Raw genomic sequence first — 16,957 nt, 5'->3', positions numbered from 1 at the left:
GGCTGATAGCAGGGCATCCGCATGAGTACTCTCGGCGCATATTTTCGTCTGGCGAAAGTCGGCTGGGTTCTCGTGCGCGAGGGTGTGGTTCTCGCCATTCCATCCGAGGGCCTGCCAGCGTCAGCGCAGTTCGCCAAGGCCATACTGAAACCCTTTGCCCGCAAAAAGGCGCTCAGCACTGGTCGAAGCGACCGTCTTGCCAAGGCCGTCAGCCGTCTTGGACCATCATATGTAAAGATGGGCCAGTTCCTTGCGACCCGCCCGGATGTGGTGGGCGCGGAGTTTGCCGACGATCTTGCAGGCTTGCAGGATCGCATGGCCTTCTTCCCTGTTGCAGCCGCCAAAGCCAATATCGAAGGCTCGCTCGGTCGGCCCATTTCCGATCTCTACCGCGAATTCAACGATCCCATTGCAGCCGCCTCCATTGCGCAGGTTCATCCGGCCATCGTGGATACGCCATCGGGTGCGAAAAAAATGGCGGTTAAGGTCATTCGCCCCGGCGTTCGTCAGCGTTTCCAGAACGATCTGGAAGCGATGTATCTGATTGCCGATCTCCAGCAGCGTTTCGTCCGCTCCGCCCGCCGCCTGCGCCCGGTCGAAGTCACGCGTGCGCTGGAACAGACCACCAAGATCGAGATGGACCTGCGGCTGGAAGCGGCAGCGCTCTCGGAAATTGCCGAAAATACAAAGGACGATCCCGGCTTTCGCGTACCGGAGGTGGATTGGGAACGCACGGGCCGCGATGTCGTCACCATGGAGTGGATTGACGGCATCAAGATGTCGGACACGGAAGCGCTGAAGGCGGCCGGGCACGATCTGAACAAACTGGCCGATACTCTCATCCAGTCCTTCCTGCGCCACACGCTGCGGGATGGCTTTTTCCATGCCGACATGCATCCGGGTAATCTTTTCGTCGACCCCAATGGCATGATCGTCGCCGTCGACATGGGCATTGCCGGTCGTCTTGGAAAGAAAGAGCGCCGCTTCCTGGCGGAAATTCTCTATGGCTTCATCACGCGCGATTACATGCGCGTGGCGGAAGTGCATTTCGAGGCCGGTTACGTTCCAGGGCACCATGATATGGCAAGTTTTGCGCAGGCCATCCGCGCCATTGGCGAGCCGATCCACGGTCAGCCCGCCGAGACCATTTCAATGGGCAAGCTGCTCACGCTTCTGTTCGAAGTCACCGAGCTCTTCGACATGGAAACGCGCCCCGAACTTGTCATGCTGCAAAAGACAATGGTCGTCGTCGAAGGCGTGTCGCGTATCCTCAACCCGCGCTTCAACATGTGGAAGGCCGCAGACCCGGTAGTCAGCGACTGGATCAGGGACAATCTCGGCCCAAAGCGTATCGTCACCGATCTGAAGGACGGCCTGAAGGCTGCCGTCAAGCTCGCGGAAGCCGCCCCGGAGATTGCGGCCAAGACGGAAAAGCTGCATTCCGACCTGATGTATATGAGCGAACATGGCCTGCGCTTCGACGAGCGCACCGCAGACGCCATCGGCAAATCGGAAGCCCGCCACACCCGCTCCGGTCGCTTGGCTCTGTGGGTGATCGCGGCAACGCTGATCTATATCGCCTTTGCCGTGAGTTGAGTTAAGGCGCTCATTCTCTCACGACTGCTCGCCGCAGCTCCACGCCTGAAAAATCGATGACTTACAGGCTTAGAATGTAGGAGTGAGAGGAGAATGCGCCGCGCTTCTGCGAGGCCCGTCGGCGCGGTATAAGGATGGAGACAGCCTGGCGGCTTTATCTCCGTATCTTATGGAATAGAAGTCGCAAGTAACGCGTCGGTATGGGCGCCTATAGAGCGCCCACAACAAACTCATTTCGTGCCGTACATACGGTCGCCAGCGTCGCCGAGACCGGGCATGATGTAGCCCTGTTCGTTCAGATGGCTGTCAATGGAGGCTGTATAGATCGGGACGTCCGGGTGGGCTTCGTGGAAGTTCTTGATACCTTCGGGCGCGGCCAGCAGGCAGAGGAAACGGATGTTCTTCGCGCCACGCTCTTTCAGCTTCTCAACGGCAGCAATCGAGGAATTGCCGGTGGCAAGCATCGGGTCCACCACGATGATGAGGCGGGCATCGAGGCTTTCCGGGGCTTTGAAGTAATATTCGACGGCCTCCAGCGTATCGTGGTCGCGGTAGACACCGATATGTGAGACGCGAGCGGAGGGGACGAGTTCCAGCATGCCTTCCAGCAGGCCGTTACCGGCGCGCAGGATAGAGGCGAAGACCAGCTTCTTGCCCTCGAGAACAGGTGCCTCGATGGCTTCCATCGGCGTTTCGATGGTCTGCATCGTCATTTCCAGATCGCGCGTCACTTCATAGCAGAGCAGCGTGGAAATTTCCCGCAGCAACCGCCTAAAGCTGGCCGTGGAGGTTTCCTTCTTGCGCATGATGGTGAGTTTGTGTTGCACAAGCGGATGTTTGATGACTGTGACGCCGTCCATGGAAGCTGGCCTTTCCTTTTTATTTTGTATCGTTTTTCTATTTCACCGAATGGCGGGGCTTCGCAAGACCGCAGAGGCATTTTACGCCGCTATGTTGCGTAGCCGCCCTTACATCGCAGCGGACATTGAGGCATCGAGTTTCGCAAGCAGCGTGCCGCGTGTCGCCTCATCAACGAACGCGGCCTCCAGGGCCGTTCGCGTCAAGGAATTGATCTCGGCATCGCTGAAACCGAAGGCATGGCGGGCGATCTCGTATTCCTGCGCCAGCGAAGTGGCGAAGAACGGCGGATCGTCGGAGCTGATGCAGACCCGCACGCCCGCATCACGCAGGCGCTTCAGCGGATGGCTGGCAAAATCCGGATAGACGCTGAGCGCGATATTCGAGCCGGGGCAGACCTCCAGCACGGTGCCGAGCTCCCCCAGACGCGTTACCAGCGCATCGTCCTCGATAGCCCGCACGCCATGGCCGATACGCTGCGGTTTAACCAGATCGAGAGCATCAGCAACGCTGAACGCACCACACACTTCGCCTGCGTGGATGGTGAGGCCAAGCCCCGCGTCGCGGGCGATATCGAAGGCGCGGGCATAATCCGCCACGCGGCCCATGCGTTCCTCACCCGCCATGTTGAAGCCGGTGATCAACGGGTGCTTCACGCGCGCCGCATATTCCGCAGCGGCGATGACGCTTTCCGGGCCGAAATGCCGTTCTCCGGTAACGATGATACGGGCTTCGATACCGGTCTTTTCCTTTGCCAGCCGAATGCCCTCGGCAATGCCGGAGAGATAGGCGTCGGCACCCAGACCGATGCGGTCGCCGTGATCCGGCGAGATGATCAGCTCACTATAGATCGTGTTTTCGCTGGCAAGCTCGGTGAGATAGGTTTCGGTCAGAAGCGCATAATCTTCTTCCGTTTTGAACACCTGTGCCACCGCGTCATAGCACTGGATGAACTCGGCAAAATCGCTCCAGACATAGGTGCCGTCCCGCAGGAATGCGCTGGTATCGACATTGTATTTGCGGGCCTGCTCGACGACGAGGGCTGGCGGCGCTGCCCCTTCCAGGTGGCAGTGGATTTCGGCTTTCAAAAGATGGGATGTCACATAAAACTCCTGCCGTGCCTTCCAGCCGGTATGCTGAGATATTTTGCAATCGTTTCGCCAATATCGGCAAAGGATGAACGAATGCCGATATTGCGTTCTCGAATACCGGGGCCGAAGGCCATGATCGGCACGCGCTCCCGGGTATGGTCGGTGCCGCGCCAGGTCGGATCGCAGCCGTGGTCGGCTGTCAGAATGGCGATATCGCCGGGCTGCATCTTGCGATGGATTTCCGGCAGGCGAGCGTCGAAGGCTTCCAGCGCTGCCGCATAGCCAGCCACATCGCGGCGGTGGCCGTAGTTCATGTCGAAATCCACGAAATTGGTGAAGACCAGATCGCCGTTCAAAGCTTCGTCCATGGCCTCCAGCGTCGCATCCATCAACGCCTCGTTGCCGTTTGCCTTGATGACGCGGGAAACGCCCTGATGCGCATAGATATCGCCTATCTTGCCGATGGCCAGTACCTTGCGATCCATCTCCACCAGCCGATCAAGCAGCGTCGGCTCAGGCGGAAGCACGGAGAAATCGCGGCGGTTACCGGTGCGGGCAAACGTCGCCGCGGTTTCGCCCACAAAAGGACGGGCAATGACGCGGCCAATATTCAACGGGTCAAGCTCCTTGCGAACCACCTCGCAAAGGGCGATCAGGCGATCCAGCCCGAAATGCGTCTCGTGGGCCGCTATCTGAAAGACGGAATCGGAGGAGGTGTAGCAGATCGGCTTGCCGGTGCGGATATGCTCCTCACCCAGCCGTGCGATGATATCCGTACCGGATGCGTGGCAGTTGCCGAGAATGCCGGGTATACCGCCCTCTTCACAGATAAGCTCCACCAGTTCCGGCGAAAAGGCATCGCCCTCCATCGGGAAATAGCCCCAGTCGAAGCTGACGGGCGTGCCTGCAATTTCCCAGTGGCCGGAAGGCGTGTCCTTGCCCTTGGAGACTTCATTGGCGCAGCCATGAAGACCGTAGATGCGTTCCGGCTGCTCCATGCCCGCAGGCACATAGCCGCTTGCCTGTTCGGCGATTTTGAGAAGGCCCAGCGCCGACATATTCGGCAGCTTCAAAGGACCTGAGCGAAGCCCGGCACGATCCGCCGCACCTGCTGCGCAGAATTCGGCGATGTGACCAAGCGTGTTGGAGCCGAGGTCGCCATAATGCTCCGCATCCGGCGCACCGCCGACACCGAAGGAATCCAGAACCATTAGAAATGCGCGCGCCATAGCTCACCACAAAAGAAGCGGCGGAAGCGCCGCAGTGTAAAGTGGCTTTATAAGACAACGGACACGAAAAGGTGAAACGCTTTATTGCGCTGCCTTGTCCCGCAGCTCACTCATCTTCCGAAGGGCGCTTCGGCGCATTGAGGTTGCGCGTCACGAACCATCCAGCCCCCACCATCATCGCTGCCAGAACATACCATGTGATGGCGTAGGAGAGATGGTTGTTGGGAAAGCTCAGCACGGTCTTGCCGCCGATTGGCAGGCCGCCGGGATTGGGGGTGGCGTCTGCATCCACGTAGAAGGGTGCCGCGTTTTGTAAGCCCTTGACCTCTGCGATCTGGGCGATGTTGCGTGAATACCAGCGGTTTTCCGCAGGCGCATTGGTGCGCAGGAACAGCCCGCCGGTTTCCGGCGCACGCATCAGGCCGACGACGTTGACCTCACCCGGAACCTCGCCTTCAGGACGGCTGGAAGGCTCCCGTTTTTCGCTCGGCACGAAGCCGCGATTGACGATGACGATGGAGCCATCGGGCCGCTGCAAGGGCGTCAGCACCCAGTAACCGGGGCCCAGACCGGAGACGGTATAGACCTGCACTTCGTCCTGATGACGGAATGTGCCGGAGAGGCGCACGCGGCGATATTCATAGGACGTGGGGTCGTTGAGCGTTGCCCATTCGCTGGCAGGTGGCGCATCGACCGGCTCCGCATGGGCGCGCTCTTCGACCTGCGCGATGAGGTCGAGTTTCCACGACAGGCGCTTCACCTGCCATGTGCCGAGCATCAGAAAAAGGCCGGTCAGCACCACCGTCAAAAGGATGACGACGATTGCGGCGGGGCGAATGCCTCTGGCGGAACGGGATTGTGTCGGGGTGTTCATCAAGAGCTTCCTGCTCAACAAATAACCCCATGAATCCGCTCTCCGATTCATGGGGTTATCTGTCTTCTCGGAGAAACGGTCCGCGCCTGTCCGGCGCGGACTTCGGTATCGATGACCCTTGGATGGTCAGGGCAGATTCTGCATCTGCTCCATGGTCATGGGCGGCATCATGTTCTTGTTCATGTTGTACATGACCCAAAGCGAGCCGACGAGCGTGATCATAACGACGACCAGGGTGAACAGCAGCGACATGAATATCCAGCCGCCCTGCGACTTTGTGTTCATGTGCAGGAAGTAGATCATGTGCACGAAAACCTGAACCACGCCAAAGAGCATGATGACCATGACGGTCGCGGTGCGGTTTTCCAGCACGTCTGCCATCACCAGCCAGAAAGGAATGGCCGTGAGGATAACGGACAGGATGAAGCCGATCATATAGCTCTTGAACGAGCCGTGATCTTCGCCACTTTCGTGGTGGTGATCGTCGTGACCGTGGTCATGACCATGATCGTGAGAGTGTGCGTTCGAAGCCATTACAGAACTCCAACCAGATAGACGAAGGAAAAGACGCCGATCCAGATGACGTCGAGGAAGTGCCAGAACATGGACAGGCACGTCAGGCGGCGCATGTTGGCTGCATGAAGACCGTACTTCTTCACCTGAACCATCAGCGTCACGAGCCAGATCACGCCGAAGGTGACGTGCAGACCGTGGGTGCCGACGAGCGCGAAGAAGGCCGACAGGAACGCCGAACGCTGCGGACCAGCTCCCTCTTCAATCAGGTGATGAAACTCGTAAAGTTCCAGCCCGAGGAAGGCGAGACCGAACAGGCCGGTGATGGCGAGCCAGATCAGGGTCGAGTTGACCTTCTTCTTCTGCGCTTCCAGCATGGCAAAGCCATAGGTGATGGAAGAAAACAGCAGGAAACCGGTGTTGATGGCGACCAGCTTGAGATCGAACAGATCCGCGCCGGAAGGACCGGCCGCATAGCTGCGACCGACCACGGCATAGGTTGCGAAGAGCGTTGCGAAGATCAGGCAGTCGCTCATCAGATACAGCCAGAAACCCAGCGACGTGCCGTTTTCCGGGTGGTGGTCTTCCTTCAGGTAGAAGACCGGCTTTTCCGCGCTATCCGCGGTCTGTGCAGGTGCTTGAGACATTCTGTTACGCCTGATTTGCCAGCAGCTTCGTACGTTCTGCTTCGACTTCCGTCACATCCGATGCCGGAATGTAATAGTCGCGATTGTAGTTGAAGGTGTGAGCGATGGAGACCGCGATGATGGCAACGAAGGTTGCGATCACCAGCCACCAGATGTGCCAGACCAGTGCGAAACCGAGCGCCACGCTGATGGCGCTGAGAATGACGCCCGTTCCGGTGTTCTTCGGCATATGGATGGGAATGAACCCTTCCACCGGACGTTCCGCACCGCGCTTCTTCATGTCAGCCCAGGCATCGACATCATGGATGACAGGCGTGAACGCGAAGTTATAGGCAGGCGGCGGCGAAGACGTGGACCACTCCAGCGTGCGACCGTCGAAGGGGTCGCCCGACAGGTCACGCAGCTGCTCGCGCTTCAGGAAGCTGACGAGAAGCTGGATGAGGAAGCAGGCGATGCCGAGTGCGATCAGGAAGGCACCGAAGGCAGCGACAATGAACCAGACCTGCAACGAGGTGTCTTCGAACTGGCTGAGACGGCGGGTAACACCCATCAGTCCGAGCACGTAGAGCGGCATGAAGGCGAAGTAGAAGCCGGTGAACCAGAACCAGAAGGACAGCTTGCCCCAGAACGGATCGAGACGGTAACCGAAAGCCTTCGGGAACCAGTAGACGATGCCGGCGAGAACGCCGAACAGCACGCCGCCGATGATCACGTTATGGAAGTGGGCAACCAGGAACAGCGAGTTGTGCAGCACGAAGTCAGCCGGAGGAACGGCGAGCAGAACGCCCGTCATGCCGCCGATGACGAAGGTGATCATGAAGCCGACGGTCCACAGCATGGGGACATCGAAATTGATGCGGCCCTTATACATGGTGAACAGCCAGTTGAAGATCTTCGCACCCGTCGGGATCGAGATGATCATGGTCGTGATGCCGAAGAAGGCATTGACGCTGGCACCCGAACCCATGGTGAAGAAGTGGTGCAGCCACACGATGTAAGCGAGGATGGTGATGACCACGGTGGCGTAAACCATCGAGGTGTAACCGAACAGGCGCTTGCGTGCGAAGGTCGAGACGATTTCGGAGAAGATACCGAAAGCGGGCAGAATGAGGATGTAAACTTCCGGGTGGCCCCAGATCCAGATGAGGTTGACATACATCATCGGGTTGCCGCCGAGATCGTTGGTGAAGAAGTTCGTACCAACGTAACGGTCAAGCGTCAGAAGTGCGAGCGTGCCGGTCAGGATCGGGAAGGATGCCACGATCAGGATGTTCGAACACAGCGAGGTCCAGACGAAGATCGGCAGGCGCATCATGGTCATGCCCGGTGCGCGCATCTTGATGATCGTCACGATCAGGTTGATGCCCGACAGCGTCGTTCCCACACCGGCGATCTGTAGACCCCAGATGTAATAGTCGACACCGACAGTCGGACTTCCCTGAATGCCTGACAGCGGAGGATAGGCCAGCCAGCCCGTCTGCGCATATTCACCGATGAACAGCGAGATCATGGTGATGACGGCGCCAGCCGTGGTCATCCAGAAGGAGAAGTTGTTGAGGAACGGGAAGGAAACGTCACGCGCGCCGATCTGCAACGGAATGACGAAGTTCATCAGACCCGTGATCATCGGCATGGCCACGAACAGGATCATGATCACGCCGTGGGCGGTAAAGATCTGGTCGTAGTGGTGCGGGTTGAGATAGCCTTCGGAGCCACCGGACGCGATGGCCTGCTGGAGACGCATCATGACGGCATCGGCAAAGCCGCGCAACAGCATGACGAGTGCCAGGATGATGTACATGATACCGATCTTCTTGTGATCGATGGATGTAAACCATTCCTTCCAGAGATAACCCCAGAGCTTGAAATAGGTGAGCAGCCCAAGAAGGGCGATGCCGCCCAGTGCCACCGCGATGAAGGTGACGATAAGGATGGGCTCATGCAGAGGGATGGATTCCCACGTCAGCTTCCCGAACAGGAAGGAAGACGTTTGATCGGTGGTGGCGACCATTTTAGCCTCTTGATTTCAAATCACGAAGCGGCGCGAAAGCGCGCCGCAGATAATCGGTTTATGTCTTAGCCAGCATTTCCGGCGGGCGGCGCGGTTTCCGCCTTGATCTGCGGCAGCGCTGCGGGCTCGAATGTCTGGCCTTCGATGGCGGCTGGCATGGACTGCGGACCGGATGCCATGCCGTAAGGCGAAAGCGGGGTGCAGACCACGGAGTTCAGCGCCTTGGCGATATCGATGCCTTCCTTGCCGCCGCCGCCATTGGCGTCGATGTGCATCATGTCGCGCATGCAGAGCTTGTTGGGCTCTACGCAGCGGTTGAGGATGGCATCGTAAAGCTCAGGATCGACATTGGCGAAGTGCTGAACCGGATCACGCTCGGAAGGCTTTGCGAGATCCAGATATTCCATGCGACCGAACGGCTTGCCGCCATCCTTGACCTTGGCAACCCACTGGTCGAAGCCTTCCTTGCTCAGACCGTGGAACTTGAAGCGCATATGCGAGAAGCCGGGGCCGGAGAAGTTGGCCGAGAAGCCGTCATAAACGCCTTCATGGTTGATGACCGCGTGCAGCTTGGTCTGCATACCGCCCATCGAATAAATCTGGCCTGCCAGCGCCGGAACATAGAAGGAATTCATGGCGGTGGTGCCGGTGATCTTGAAGTTGATCGGAACATCCACCGGCGCTGCGAACTCGTTGACGCTGCCGATGCCGAGTTCAGGATAGATGAACAGCCATTTCCAGTCCATCGAAACGACTTCGACGGTGATCGGCTTGATATCTGCCGTGACCTGACGGTCTTCGTCGATGCGATCGAGCGGGCGGTAAGGATCGAGGCGGTGCGTGGCGATCCAAGTGACGGTGCCGAGCATCAGAATGATGGCAACCGGCGCGGACCAGATGACCATCTCCAGACGTGTGGAGTGGTGCCACTCGGGATCATAATCTTCCGCCTTGGCGGATTCGCGGTACTTCCATGCGAAGAACAGCGTCAGCGCCAGGACCGGAACGATGATCAGCAGCATCAGAACGGTGGATGTGATAATCAGGTCCGCCTGCTGGCGGGCGATATCACCCGATGGGTTCATGACGACGAGGTTACAGCCGCTAAGCAACAGCAACGACGACAGGCCCACTAAGGCCGCGGAAATTTTCTTGATCGTGCGCACGTTCTTGAACTCGATTATTTCGATATGTCTCGGCGGGTTAATTGCCAAACGTCATTTAATAAATGCGTAATTTTGTCGCGGTGCAGCGTGATTTTGCGGTGCAACAAAGACTTTGGCGTTTCGCCTGGACGGTAAGTGGTCGGATTATCTCATCGAACCGCATTTGTGCAAGTCCGTTCCGGGTAATTCTGTTTGACCACGTTCGTACCCTGTGTGACAATCCGCCGCATGTAACGCAACGGAAGAGGAGCCGACGCGTTACGAAAATGGTTCGCCATACGCAGGAGGGAATATCATGAGCTTTACGGATACGGCCAGATTTGACGGGCCGAGCAGTGCAGACAAAGACAGAAAAACGGTCGCAGTCGACCCCGACCGCATCACCATTGCGGTCATCCTTGCCAGAATGACGGAATTCTTCGACTTCTTCGTTTATGCCATCGCATCGGCTCTCGTCTTCCCCTACGTCTTCTTTTCCTATGCCGACCCGCTGACAGCCACTCTTTATTCCTTTGCCGTATTTTCCCTTGCCTTCATTGCGCGTCCCTTCGGCTCTCTCCTTTTCCTGCAGATCGACCGACGTTTCGGCCGCGCCGTGAAACTGACCATGGCACTCTTTACGCTCTGTGGCTCCACCATGGCGATCAGCTTCCTTCCGTCTTACGACGATGCGGGCATGATCGCTCCCCTCCTGCTTGCGCTGTTCCGCATCGGTCAGGGCGTGGGCCTTGGCGGCGCATGGGACGGGCTGGTCTCGCTGCTGGCCATGAACGCACCTGAAAAACAGCGCGGCTGGTACGCGATGATGCCGCAAGTGGGTGCCGCTATGGGCTTTGGCCTTGCAAGCGCCTTCTTCATCATCTTCGTCACCCAGCTTTCCAACCCGGAATTTCTGGCCTGGGGCTGGCGCTTCCCGTTCTTCGTGGCACTTGCGCTCAATGTTTTGGCGCTGTTTGCCCGTCTTCGCATGATCGTGACGCCGGAGTTTCAGGCCATGCTCTCGCAGCATGAGTTGGAACCGAAGCCAATGTTCGAGATGCTGCGCAGCCAGTCGCGCGTGGTCGTCACCGGTGCATTCGTGCCGCTGGCGAGCTTCGCACTGTTCCATCTGGTCACGGTTTTCCCGATCAGCTGGGTCGTCCTGAAAACCGACCAACGTCTGTCCGACTTTCTGTTCGTCCAGTTCGTCAGCGCCATTATCGGCGGCGGCATGATCGTGTTGTCCGGCGTGCTGGCAGACAGGATCGGTCGCCGCAAGCTGCTCGCCATCGCCGCCATAATGATCGGCATCTTTAGCTTCGTGGCGCCGATCCTCCTGTCATCCGGGGATATCGGGCGTTATCTCTTCGTGTTGATCGGCTTCTCGCTTCTCGGCCTGTCCTTCGGTCAGGCAGGCGGTGCGCTCGCGTCCCGCTTCAGCAGGGAATACCGCTATACTGGAGCGTCCATCACCTCGGATATTTCCTGGGTAATCGGTGCAGGTTTCGCGCCGCTGGTGGCACTCGGTTTTTCGGCGGAGTTCGGCCTTTTCGCGGTCGGTCTCTATCTGTTGTCGGGCGCCGTATGCACCATAATCGCGCTCTGGTTCAGCCGCACGCTGGACATGCCATCAGAGTGAATAAGAAGAGGCTGCGCAATGCGCGGCCTCTTTCCTTTCAAAAGACAATCTCGCTCAGCAGTTGCTGCAGGTGATGGCGTCTGTTTCGCGCTTGGCGAAATAATAGTCCCGCCCGATCCTGATCGGCGTGATGCTGGATGACAGCGACGACATGAACATCAGGAGATTATGTGGAACGCTGAGTTCCGAATGAATGAGAAAAGCGTTCGGCTGCAACAGATTGTCGGGCACTCTTACCGGCGTATTTGGCGCATATGGTCGGCCCTCCGACTGATCCCACGACCACTTTACGGTCGCCTGACGATTGGCATCCACCTGAATTCCGGTGATCTTGAGGCTTATGCCATTGGTGTTGTAAGGCACGAAAATGGCTGAAGCGACATCCCTCATGGTACCGAGATAGGCCTTGTCGACCGTCGCCTGCTGGGACACCAGATCGGCGACCGAACCCGCAGCTCTCGTCGCGCGTTTGTAAACGCTGAAACCGACAGTCAACTCGAAAGAGGTGATGTAGAGCGACACCAGCAACGGAAAGATAATCGCAAACTCGATGGCACCGACGCCCTTGCGATCTTTCGAAAAGCGGCGAACCAGTCTTCCTGACTGCTTCCAAAACCCGGAAAAAGGATTTTCACGGCCCGTCATTGATAGGCCTCATTACGGTAGGCATCGGTGGCAACGATCAGGAAGTGCGAGGGCATGGAGCCATCGGCCGGACGGATTTTGGTCAGGAAAGGCCGCACCAGATCTGTGATGACCTGCCAGCGGTAATAGACACGCAGCATGTTGATGGTGCTTGGTCCACCCGGCGTGAATCCGAAGCTCGTCGTATTGAGATCGAAGGTCTGTCCGATCGGCGTCAGCGGGACGGTCTTGGGGATGTCGGCGAAAGTGTTGAAGCGCCGGAGATCGATATAGAGCCTCGACGGAACCTTGATCTCGGTCGCGGAACAGGTGATCAAAACCGAAATTTCCGCGCAAAACTGCTTGCGAAATTCTTCGCGGCTGATGGTACTGCTGATCTGGCCAGTGCGCAGCTTGCGCGCCATGGTATCGGTCGCATTGACCACGAGCTGTTCGCCAAGCATGGCGATAAAGGTTTCAAGGATCGCGAAGACGACGAGGAAATAGGGAATGGCGAGAATGGCGAACTCGATCGCTGCCGCACCGTCGCGAGAGCGGATAAACTTGCCGGGCCTTGCTTCTTTCAATATCCGCATTTAGCTTTTCTATCGTCATGACGGGAAGCAACTTGTGCCCACAAGCAATCTATGCGGCAAATCATTATGTTGGCTTTCTTTATATTTCCTTGCGTAAAATCCTTGCATTTCCCGTAATCATACGATTTTACCGGGCTAGAATATGCGCTGGAGATCATATGAATATGCGGCGGAAATAATATAAATATTGCTTAATTCGCCCGAGTGCGGAATATTCAGTCATTGAACAACGCGAACACGAGCCTGCATCGACGGCAGGTTTTCATTCCTGGAGTGAATTTTGGCCAATCACAACGAAGCTGCCGAAGCCGCCGTCAAAGACCCCGCTATCGGTCCACGTTCGGGTGTCTCTCTGGTCACTCAGACCGCAGACGCCCTGCGCCAATCCATCCTGTCCGGCGGCTACAAGCCTGGTGACAAGCTGCCGAGCGAAGCGGGCCTAACGGAACTTTACAAGGTCAGCCGAACCGTGGTGCGCGAGGCCATTGCCGCCCTGCGCGCAGACAAGCTGGTGGAGGCCCGCCATGGCGCGGGCATCTTCGTGCTCGCCCTGCCCGCACAACAGACACAGCCGTTTCAGGATGTCGATCACGACCGCATTTCCTCGATCATCGAACTGCTGGAATTGCGCGCAGCCGTGGAAACGGAAGCCGCAGAGCTTGCCGCAATCCGCCGTTCCCCCGCGCAGGAAGAAGCGATCATCCGCAAACTGGCAGGGGTTCAGGACTGCGTTGATAATGGCAGGCCGACCGCGGAAGCCGATTTCCAGCTGCATCTTTCTATTGCCGATGCCACCAACAACCCGCGCTTCCGCGAATTCCTCGAAGTGATGGGACAAAACGTCATTCCACGTGCGGCCCTTCGCGCATCGCAGTCGGAGCGCACCGCGGCACCTTATCTCCAGCAGCTTCAGGGCGAGCACGACGCCATTGTCCGTGCCATTTCCGATGGCGATGCGGCAGGAGCCCGCGAGGCGATGCGGCAACATCTGAAGGGCAGCCAGCAGCGCTACCGCGCCATGCTTCGTCGGGGCTAACAGTAAAAAACGAGGGGGCGACCCGCCCGGAGGAGTTTCATGACCATCGTCAGAACATTCGAGGGCGAGCGCCCGAAGATCGCGCTGCCCAAGGGTGCCATCGACACGCAGATGCATATGTATCTGCCTGATTTCCCTGGCCGAGATGGTGGCCCGCCGGTTCCTGAGGGTACACCCGGTCCGGAAGAGTATCGCCGACTGATGAAATGGATCGGCATTGACCGCGTCGTCATCACGCAGGGCAATGCTCACCAGCGCGACAATGGCAACCTCATCGCTTGCCTGAAAGAGATGGGTAAGATTGCCAAGGGCGTTGCGGTGGTGACGCGGGAAACGCCGCTCGATGAAATCCAGCAACTGATCGATGTCGGTGTCGTCGGCGCACGCATCATGGATTTGCCCGGCGGTGCCGTCGATCTGAGCCATCTTGAAGAGGTGGACAGTCTGGCGCAGGAACTGGGCTGGAGCATTGCGGTGCAATTCGATGGCTCCAATGTTCTCGACCATGAGGCCCGTCTTTCAGCCATCAAGAGCCGTTGGATTTTCGACCATCACGGCAAGTTCTTTGCGGGCGTTACACCGGAAAGCCCGCAAATCGCCGTGTTGAAGCGCCTGATCGACAAGGGCAATTGCTGGTTCAAGTTCGCGGGCTGCTATGAATCCAGTCGCTCTGGTGGACCCGATTTCGAAGACATCGCGGCAATCGCCCGCGTGATTGCAGACTATGCGCCGGAGCGGATCATCTGGGGCACCAACTGGCCGCACAACAACACCAAGACGACGGAAGAATATCCGAACGATGCGGCACTTGCGGACACGGTGCTGTTGTGGCTGCCGTCCGAGGAGGCACGGAAGAAGGCGCTCGTCACCAACCCCGAAGAGCTTTTCGGCTTCGATCCGGTGTGAGGCATCTAATGACGTCAGGCGGCAACGCTTAAACACTTTCCGGCTTTGAACGTCAGAAATATCACCCTACCAAGGAATTGAAATAAAATAGTATTTTCAATATTTTGCATCATCCCGATTCGCTTGGAAATTATTATGTCAATACCGCTTGTGGATTTTCACAGGAACGTACACTATGTACAAGAAGCCTTAGCGTGGTGACATGAGTCGCTGCGCTTTCTGTTCTGGAGAAAGGAGGCGCTTGGATGAATAAAACACGATATGTGTTAAACACCTTGTTGCAGCGCGCCTTTAAAGAGGGCCGCACAGACTTCTCGCCCATGAAAGCCCAGAAGTTGCTTTTTTATACGCATGGTTGGCATCTTGCTATTAATGGCACCCCTGCCATCGACAAGCACTTCGAAGTTTGGCCTTATGGACCGGTTGTCGAAGACTTGTATCATGACTTGAAAATGTATGGTTCTGGTCCAGTTACAACGTACCTTATTGAGCCCGGCGATACAGGACCGCTTGTAGTTAGCCCTTCGGACAAAGCGCTATATCAGGCTCTCGATATTGCCTGGGAAAAATACATTGGTATACCGGCAGTGAATCTGTCAACGATGACTCACGAAACTGGCGGACCTTGGGATCTGGCTAAGCGCAAAGGCCTCTCCAAGATTCCCGACTCTATGATTAGAGATTACTTTGTCAGATCAGCTACCACCGCAGCAGCCGTTAATTGATCCAGAGACCGCAAGAGCTGTCGTACCAACCGTTCCACAACCGGACGCGATGGCTCTTGCAGAATTAAAAAACAATCATGAAGCAGGCATGCACAAGATGCAGCGCGGCCTCATGGGATGGCTAGTCGGTACCGGGCCAGAAAAAGCAGGCAACGTTGCAACCCTGTCCATTCTTGCCTCGTTTCTCTTGGTAATGATTGCGTTTTTCAAGTTCGATTTTGATACACAGTTTGAGTTGTTCTATAAAATCCTAACCACGATGCTCGGGCCAGTTGGGTTGGCCCTCGGATATTTGTTCGGCTCAAAAGACTCCAGATAGCCAAGTAACGGTGTCGGCTTTCTTTTTTTGACAACATAATCAGTTTGACGAGCCATCGTTGAAACCGACCTCGTCCACCAGTTCGGAGGCTCTTTTCCGATAGGCGGCGATTTCGGTGAGGGACAGCGTATCGGGCTTGATCGGCCCAAAGCCCTTCACCACGTCTGATGGCTGTGCGCCGGGTAGAACCGGATACTCGAAGACCTGCTTGGCGTAGATTTCCTGCGCTTCACCGGAAGCCAGGAATTCCATCAGCTTGAGAGCGTTTTCCTTGTTGGGCGCGTATTTGGTCATTGCCACGCCGGATATATTGACGTGCGTGCCGCGATCCTGCGCGTTTGGGAAGATGACCTTGACGGAATTTGCCCAGACCTGCTCCTCCGGTTCCTGCTCGTTGGTCAGCATCAGGCCCACATAATAGGTGTTGCCGAGCGCGATATCACATTCGCCTGAATAGATTGACTTCGTCTGGCTTCGGTCCGTACCGTCCGGCTTGCGGGCCAGATTGTTCTTGAGCCCGGTCAGCCAGGTACGGGTATAGTCAACCCCATAGTGAGCGATCATCGAGGCGAAGAGCGCGATATTATAGGAATGCTGGCCGTCACGGATGCAGATCTTACCCTTCCACTTCGGTTCGGCCAGTTCTTCATAGGTGATATCATTCTGCGCTACGCGCTCCTTTGAGGCGTAAACGACACGCCCGCGCGTCGTCAGCCCGAACCACTCACCTTCAGGATCGCGCAGGTTCGCAGGAATATCCTTCTCAATCACCGGATCGTTCAGCACAGGCTGCGTGACCTTGCCTTCCTTGGCCTCCACAAGGCGGGCAATATCCACCGTCAAGAGAATGTCGGCTGGCGAGTTTACGCCCTCTGCCTGAATTCGCTCGACCAGACCCTTGTCGAGAAAGAGAACATTGGTCTCGATCCCGGTCTCCTTGGTAAACGCGTCCAGCAGCGGCTGGAGGAGTTCCGGCTGGCGATAGGAATAGACGTTGACCTCGCCATCCGCCCATGCGGTTCCACCAAAGATAAAGGGTGCGGTCGTCACAATCGCAAGAATTGCACATTTCACGCTTGCCATGGGGCGAACCTCGGATAGATTGGATACTTGACCTGTTTGTTCATGAATTTCAATGGCCGGTCAAC

17 protein-coding genes are annotated in these 16,957 nt (G+C 57.2%); 6 read left to right on the top strand and 11 right to left on the bottom strand.

What is annotated here, in order from left to right; translation table 11 throughout:
- Positions 1-21: 21 nt before the first annotated feature.
- Positions 22-1,596, top strand: a complete 1,575-nt coding sequence (ubiB, locus tag G6L28_RS00940) for a 2-polyprenylphenol 6-hydroxylase (RefSeq protein WP_174061902.1) — start codon at positions 22-24, stop codon at positions 1,594-1,596.
- 230 nt (positions 1,597-1,826) lie between these two features.
- Here ubiB and upp read toward each other — a convergent pair whose 3' ends face one another.
- The 8 genes from upp to cyoA all read right to left on the bottom strand — a co-directional run bounded on the left by upp (position 1,827) and on the right by cyoA (position 9,904).
- Positions 1,827-2,456, bottom strand: coding sequence for a uracil phosphoribosyltransferase (gene upp, locus G6L28_RS00935; protein WP_174061901.1), 630 nt, complete (start codon positions 2,454-2,456; stop codon positions 1,827-1,829).
- A 108-nt stretch (positions 2,457-2,564) separates the two neighbouring features.
- Entirely contained in the window at positions 2,565-3,557 is a 993-nt protein-coding gene (locus G6L28_RS00930; RefSeq protein ID WP_174061900.1) for an adenosine deaminase, read from the bottom strand.
- The gene (locus G6L28_RS00925) at positions 3,554-4,774 is read right to left on the bottom strand and encodes a phosphopentomutase (protein WP_174061899.1); all 1,221 of its coding nucleotides are present in this window, start codon (positions 4,772-4,774) and stop codon (positions 3,554-3,556) included. The genes G6L28_RS00930 and G6L28_RS00925 overlap by 4 nt, the downstream gene beginning before the upstream one ends.
- Before the next feature lie 106 nt (positions 4,775-4,880).
- Complete coding sequence (locus G6L28_RS00920; RefSeq protein WP_174061898.1) at positions 4,881-5,648, bottom strand: SURF1 family protein; 768 nt, start codon at positions 5,646-5,648, stop codon at positions 4,881-4,883.
- 126 nt (positions 5,649-5,774) lie between these two features.
- Positions 5,775-6,182 (bottom strand): cytochrome o ubiquinol oxidase subunit IV, encoded by a 408-nt coding sequence (gene cyoD, locus G6L28_RS00915; RefSeq protein WP_174061897.1) that lies wholly within the window; start codon positions 6,180-6,182, stop codon positions 5,775-5,777.
- Complete coding sequence (gene cyoC / locus G6L28_RS00910; protein ID WP_174061896.1) at positions 6,182-6,808, bottom strand: cytochrome o ubiquinol oxidase subunit III; 627 nt, start codon at positions 6,806-6,808, stop codon at positions 6,182-6,184. The genes cyoD and cyoC overlap by 1 nt, the downstream gene beginning before the upstream one ends.
- A gap of 4 nt (positions 6,809-6,812) precedes the next feature.
- The gene (cyoB, locus tag G6L28_RS00905) at positions 6,813-8,819 is read right to left on the bottom strand and encodes a cytochrome o ubiquinol oxidase subunit I (RefSeq protein WP_174061895.1); all 2,007 of its coding nucleotides are present in this window, start codon (positions 8,817-8,819) and stop codon (positions 6,813-6,815) included.
- A 65-nt stretch (positions 8,820-8,884) separates the two neighbouring features.
- A complete protein-coding gene (gene cyoA, locus G6L28_RS00900; RefSeq protein WP_234902425.1) occupies positions 8,885-9,904 on the bottom strand; it encodes a ubiquinol oxidase subunit II in 1,020 nt (339 codons plus the stop codon).
- A gap of 376 nt (positions 9,905-10,280) precedes the next feature.
- Here cyoA and G6L28_RS00895 point away from each other — a divergent pair, with 376 nt between their 5' ends.
- Positions 10,281-11,603 (top strand): MFS transporter, encoded by a 1,323-nt coding sequence (locus tag G6L28_RS00895; protein WP_174061894.1) that lies wholly within the window; start codon positions 10,281-10,283, stop codon positions 11,601-11,603.
- A gap of 54 nt (positions 11,604-11,657) precedes the next feature.
- On the opposite strand, the gene G6L28_RS00890 is transcribed toward G6L28_RS00895, so the two are convergent.
- Both G6L28_RS00890 and G6L28_RS00885 read right to left on the bottom strand, forming a co-directional pair.
- Complete coding sequence (locus G6L28_RS00890; RefSeq protein ID WP_174061893.1) at positions 11,658-12,248, bottom strand: TadE/TadG family type IV pilus assembly protein; 591 nt, start codon at positions 12,246-12,248, stop codon at positions 11,658-11,660.
- Positions 12,245-12,823, bottom strand: a complete 579-nt coding sequence (locus G6L28_RS00885) for a TadE/TadG family type IV pilus assembly protein (protein WP_174061892.1) — start codon at positions 12,821-12,823, stop codon at positions 12,245-12,247. The genes G6L28_RS00890 and G6L28_RS00885 overlap by 4 nt, the downstream gene beginning before the upstream one ends.
- Positions 12,824-13,103: 280 nt before the next feature.
- On the opposite strand from G6L28_RS00885, the gene G6L28_RS00880 reads away from it, so the two are divergent.
- From G6L28_RS00880 to G6L28_RS00865, 4 genes are all read left to right on the top strand, one after another.
- Complete coding sequence (locus G6L28_RS00880) at positions 13,104-13,859, top strand: FadR/GntR family transcriptional regulator (RefSeq protein WP_202033479.1); 756 nt, start codon at positions 13,104-13,106, stop codon at positions 13,857-13,859.
- A gap of 39 nt (positions 13,860-13,898) precedes the next feature.
- Positions 13,899-14,765 (top strand): amidohydrolase family protein, encoded by an 867-nt coding sequence (locus tag G6L28_RS00875; protein ID WP_174061891.1) that lies wholly within the window; start codon positions 13,899-13,901, stop codon positions 14,763-14,765.
- A 245-nt stretch (positions 14,766-15,010) separates the two neighbouring features.
- Positions 15,011-15,490 carry a Panacea domain-containing protein gene (locus G6L28_RS00870; RefSeq protein ID WP_174061890.1) on the top strand — a complete coding sequence of 160 codons (480 nt, stop codon included), beginning with the start codon at positions 15,011-15,013 and terminating at the stop codon, positions 15,488-15,490.
- A complete protein-coding gene (locus tag G6L28_RS00865; RefSeq protein ID WP_174061889.1) occupies positions 15,453-15,809 on the top strand; it encodes a hypothetical protein in 357 nt (118 codons plus the stop codon). The genes G6L28_RS00870 and G6L28_RS00865 overlap by 38 nt, the downstream gene beginning before the upstream one ends.
- A gap of 39 nt (positions 15,810-15,848) precedes the next feature.
- Here G6L28_RS00865 and G6L28_RS00860 read toward each other — a convergent pair whose 3' ends face one another.
- Positions 15,849-16,892, bottom strand: a complete 1,044-nt coding sequence (locus G6L28_RS00860; protein WP_174061888.1) for an extracellular solute-binding protein — start codon at positions 16,890-16,892, stop codon at positions 15,849-15,851.
- Positions 16,893-16,957: the final 65 nt, after the last annotated feature.

It is taken from the genome of Agrobacterium larrymoorei, from assembly GCF_013322225.1.
Lineage (GTDB): Bacteria > Pseudomonadota > Alphaproteobacteria > Rhizobiales > Rhizobiaceae > Agrobacterium > Agrobacterium larrymoorei_A.
Note: the sequence above shows the minus strand (reverse complement) of the source record. Positions and strands in the feature narration are given on the sequence as shown.

Bases quoted from the DNA above. Each gene is read 5' to 3' on its own strand.
- G6L28_RS00925 (WP_174061899.1), bottom strand. From the start codon at position 4,774: ATGGCGCGCGCATTTCTAATGGTTCTGGATTCCTTCGGTGTCGGCGGT.
- upp (WP_174061901.1), bottom strand. From the start codon at position 2,456: ATGGACGGCGTCACAGTCATCAAACATCCGCTTGTGCAACACAAACTC.
- G6L28_RS00890 (WP_174061893.1), bottom strand. From the start codon at position 12,248: ATGACGGGCCGTGAAAATCCTTTTTCCGGGTTTTGGAAGCAGTCAGGA.
- ubiB (WP_174061902.1), top strand. From the start codon at position 22: ATGAGTACTCTCGGCGCATATTTTCGTCTGGCGAAAGTCGGCTGGGTT.
- G6L28_RS00875 (WP_174061891.1), top strand. From the start codon at position 13,899: ATGACCATCGTCAGAACATTCGAGGGCGAGCGCCCGAAGATCGCGCTG.
- cyoC (WP_174061896.1), bottom strand. From the start codon at position 6,808: ATGTCTCAAGCACCTGCACAGACCGCGGATAGCGCGGAAAAGCCGGTC.
- cyoA (WP_234902425.1), bottom strand. From the start codon at position 9,904: ATGAACCCATCGGGTGATATCGCCCGCCAGCAGGCGGACCTGATTATC.
- G6L28_RS00920 (WP_174061898.1), bottom strand. From the start codon at position 5,648: ATGAACACCCCGACACAATCCCGTTCCGCCAGAGGCATTCGCCCCGCC.
- G6L28_RS00895 (WP_174061894.1), top strand. From the start codon at position 10,281: ATGAGCTTTACGGATACGGCCAGATTTGACGGGCCGAGCAGTGCAGAC.
- cyoB (WP_174061895.1), bottom strand. From the start codon at position 8,819: ATGGTCGCCACCACCGATCAAACGTCTTCCTTCCTGTTCGGGAAGCTG.
- G6L28_RS00885 (WP_174061892.1), bottom strand. From the start codon at position 12,823: ATGCGGATATTGAAAGAAGCAAGGCCCGGCAAGTTTATCCGCTCTCGC.
- G6L28_RS00870 (WP_174061890.1), top strand. From the start codon at position 15,011: ATGAATAAAACACGATATGTGTTAAACACCTTGTTGCAGCGCGCCTTT.
- cyoD (WP_174061897.1), bottom strand. From the start codon at position 6,182: ATGGCTTCGAACGCACACTCTCACGATCATGGTCATGACCACGGTCAC.
- G6L28_RS00860 (WP_174061888.1), bottom strand. From the start codon at position 16,892: ATGGCAAGCGTGAAATGTGCAATTCTTGCGATTGTGACGACCGCACCC.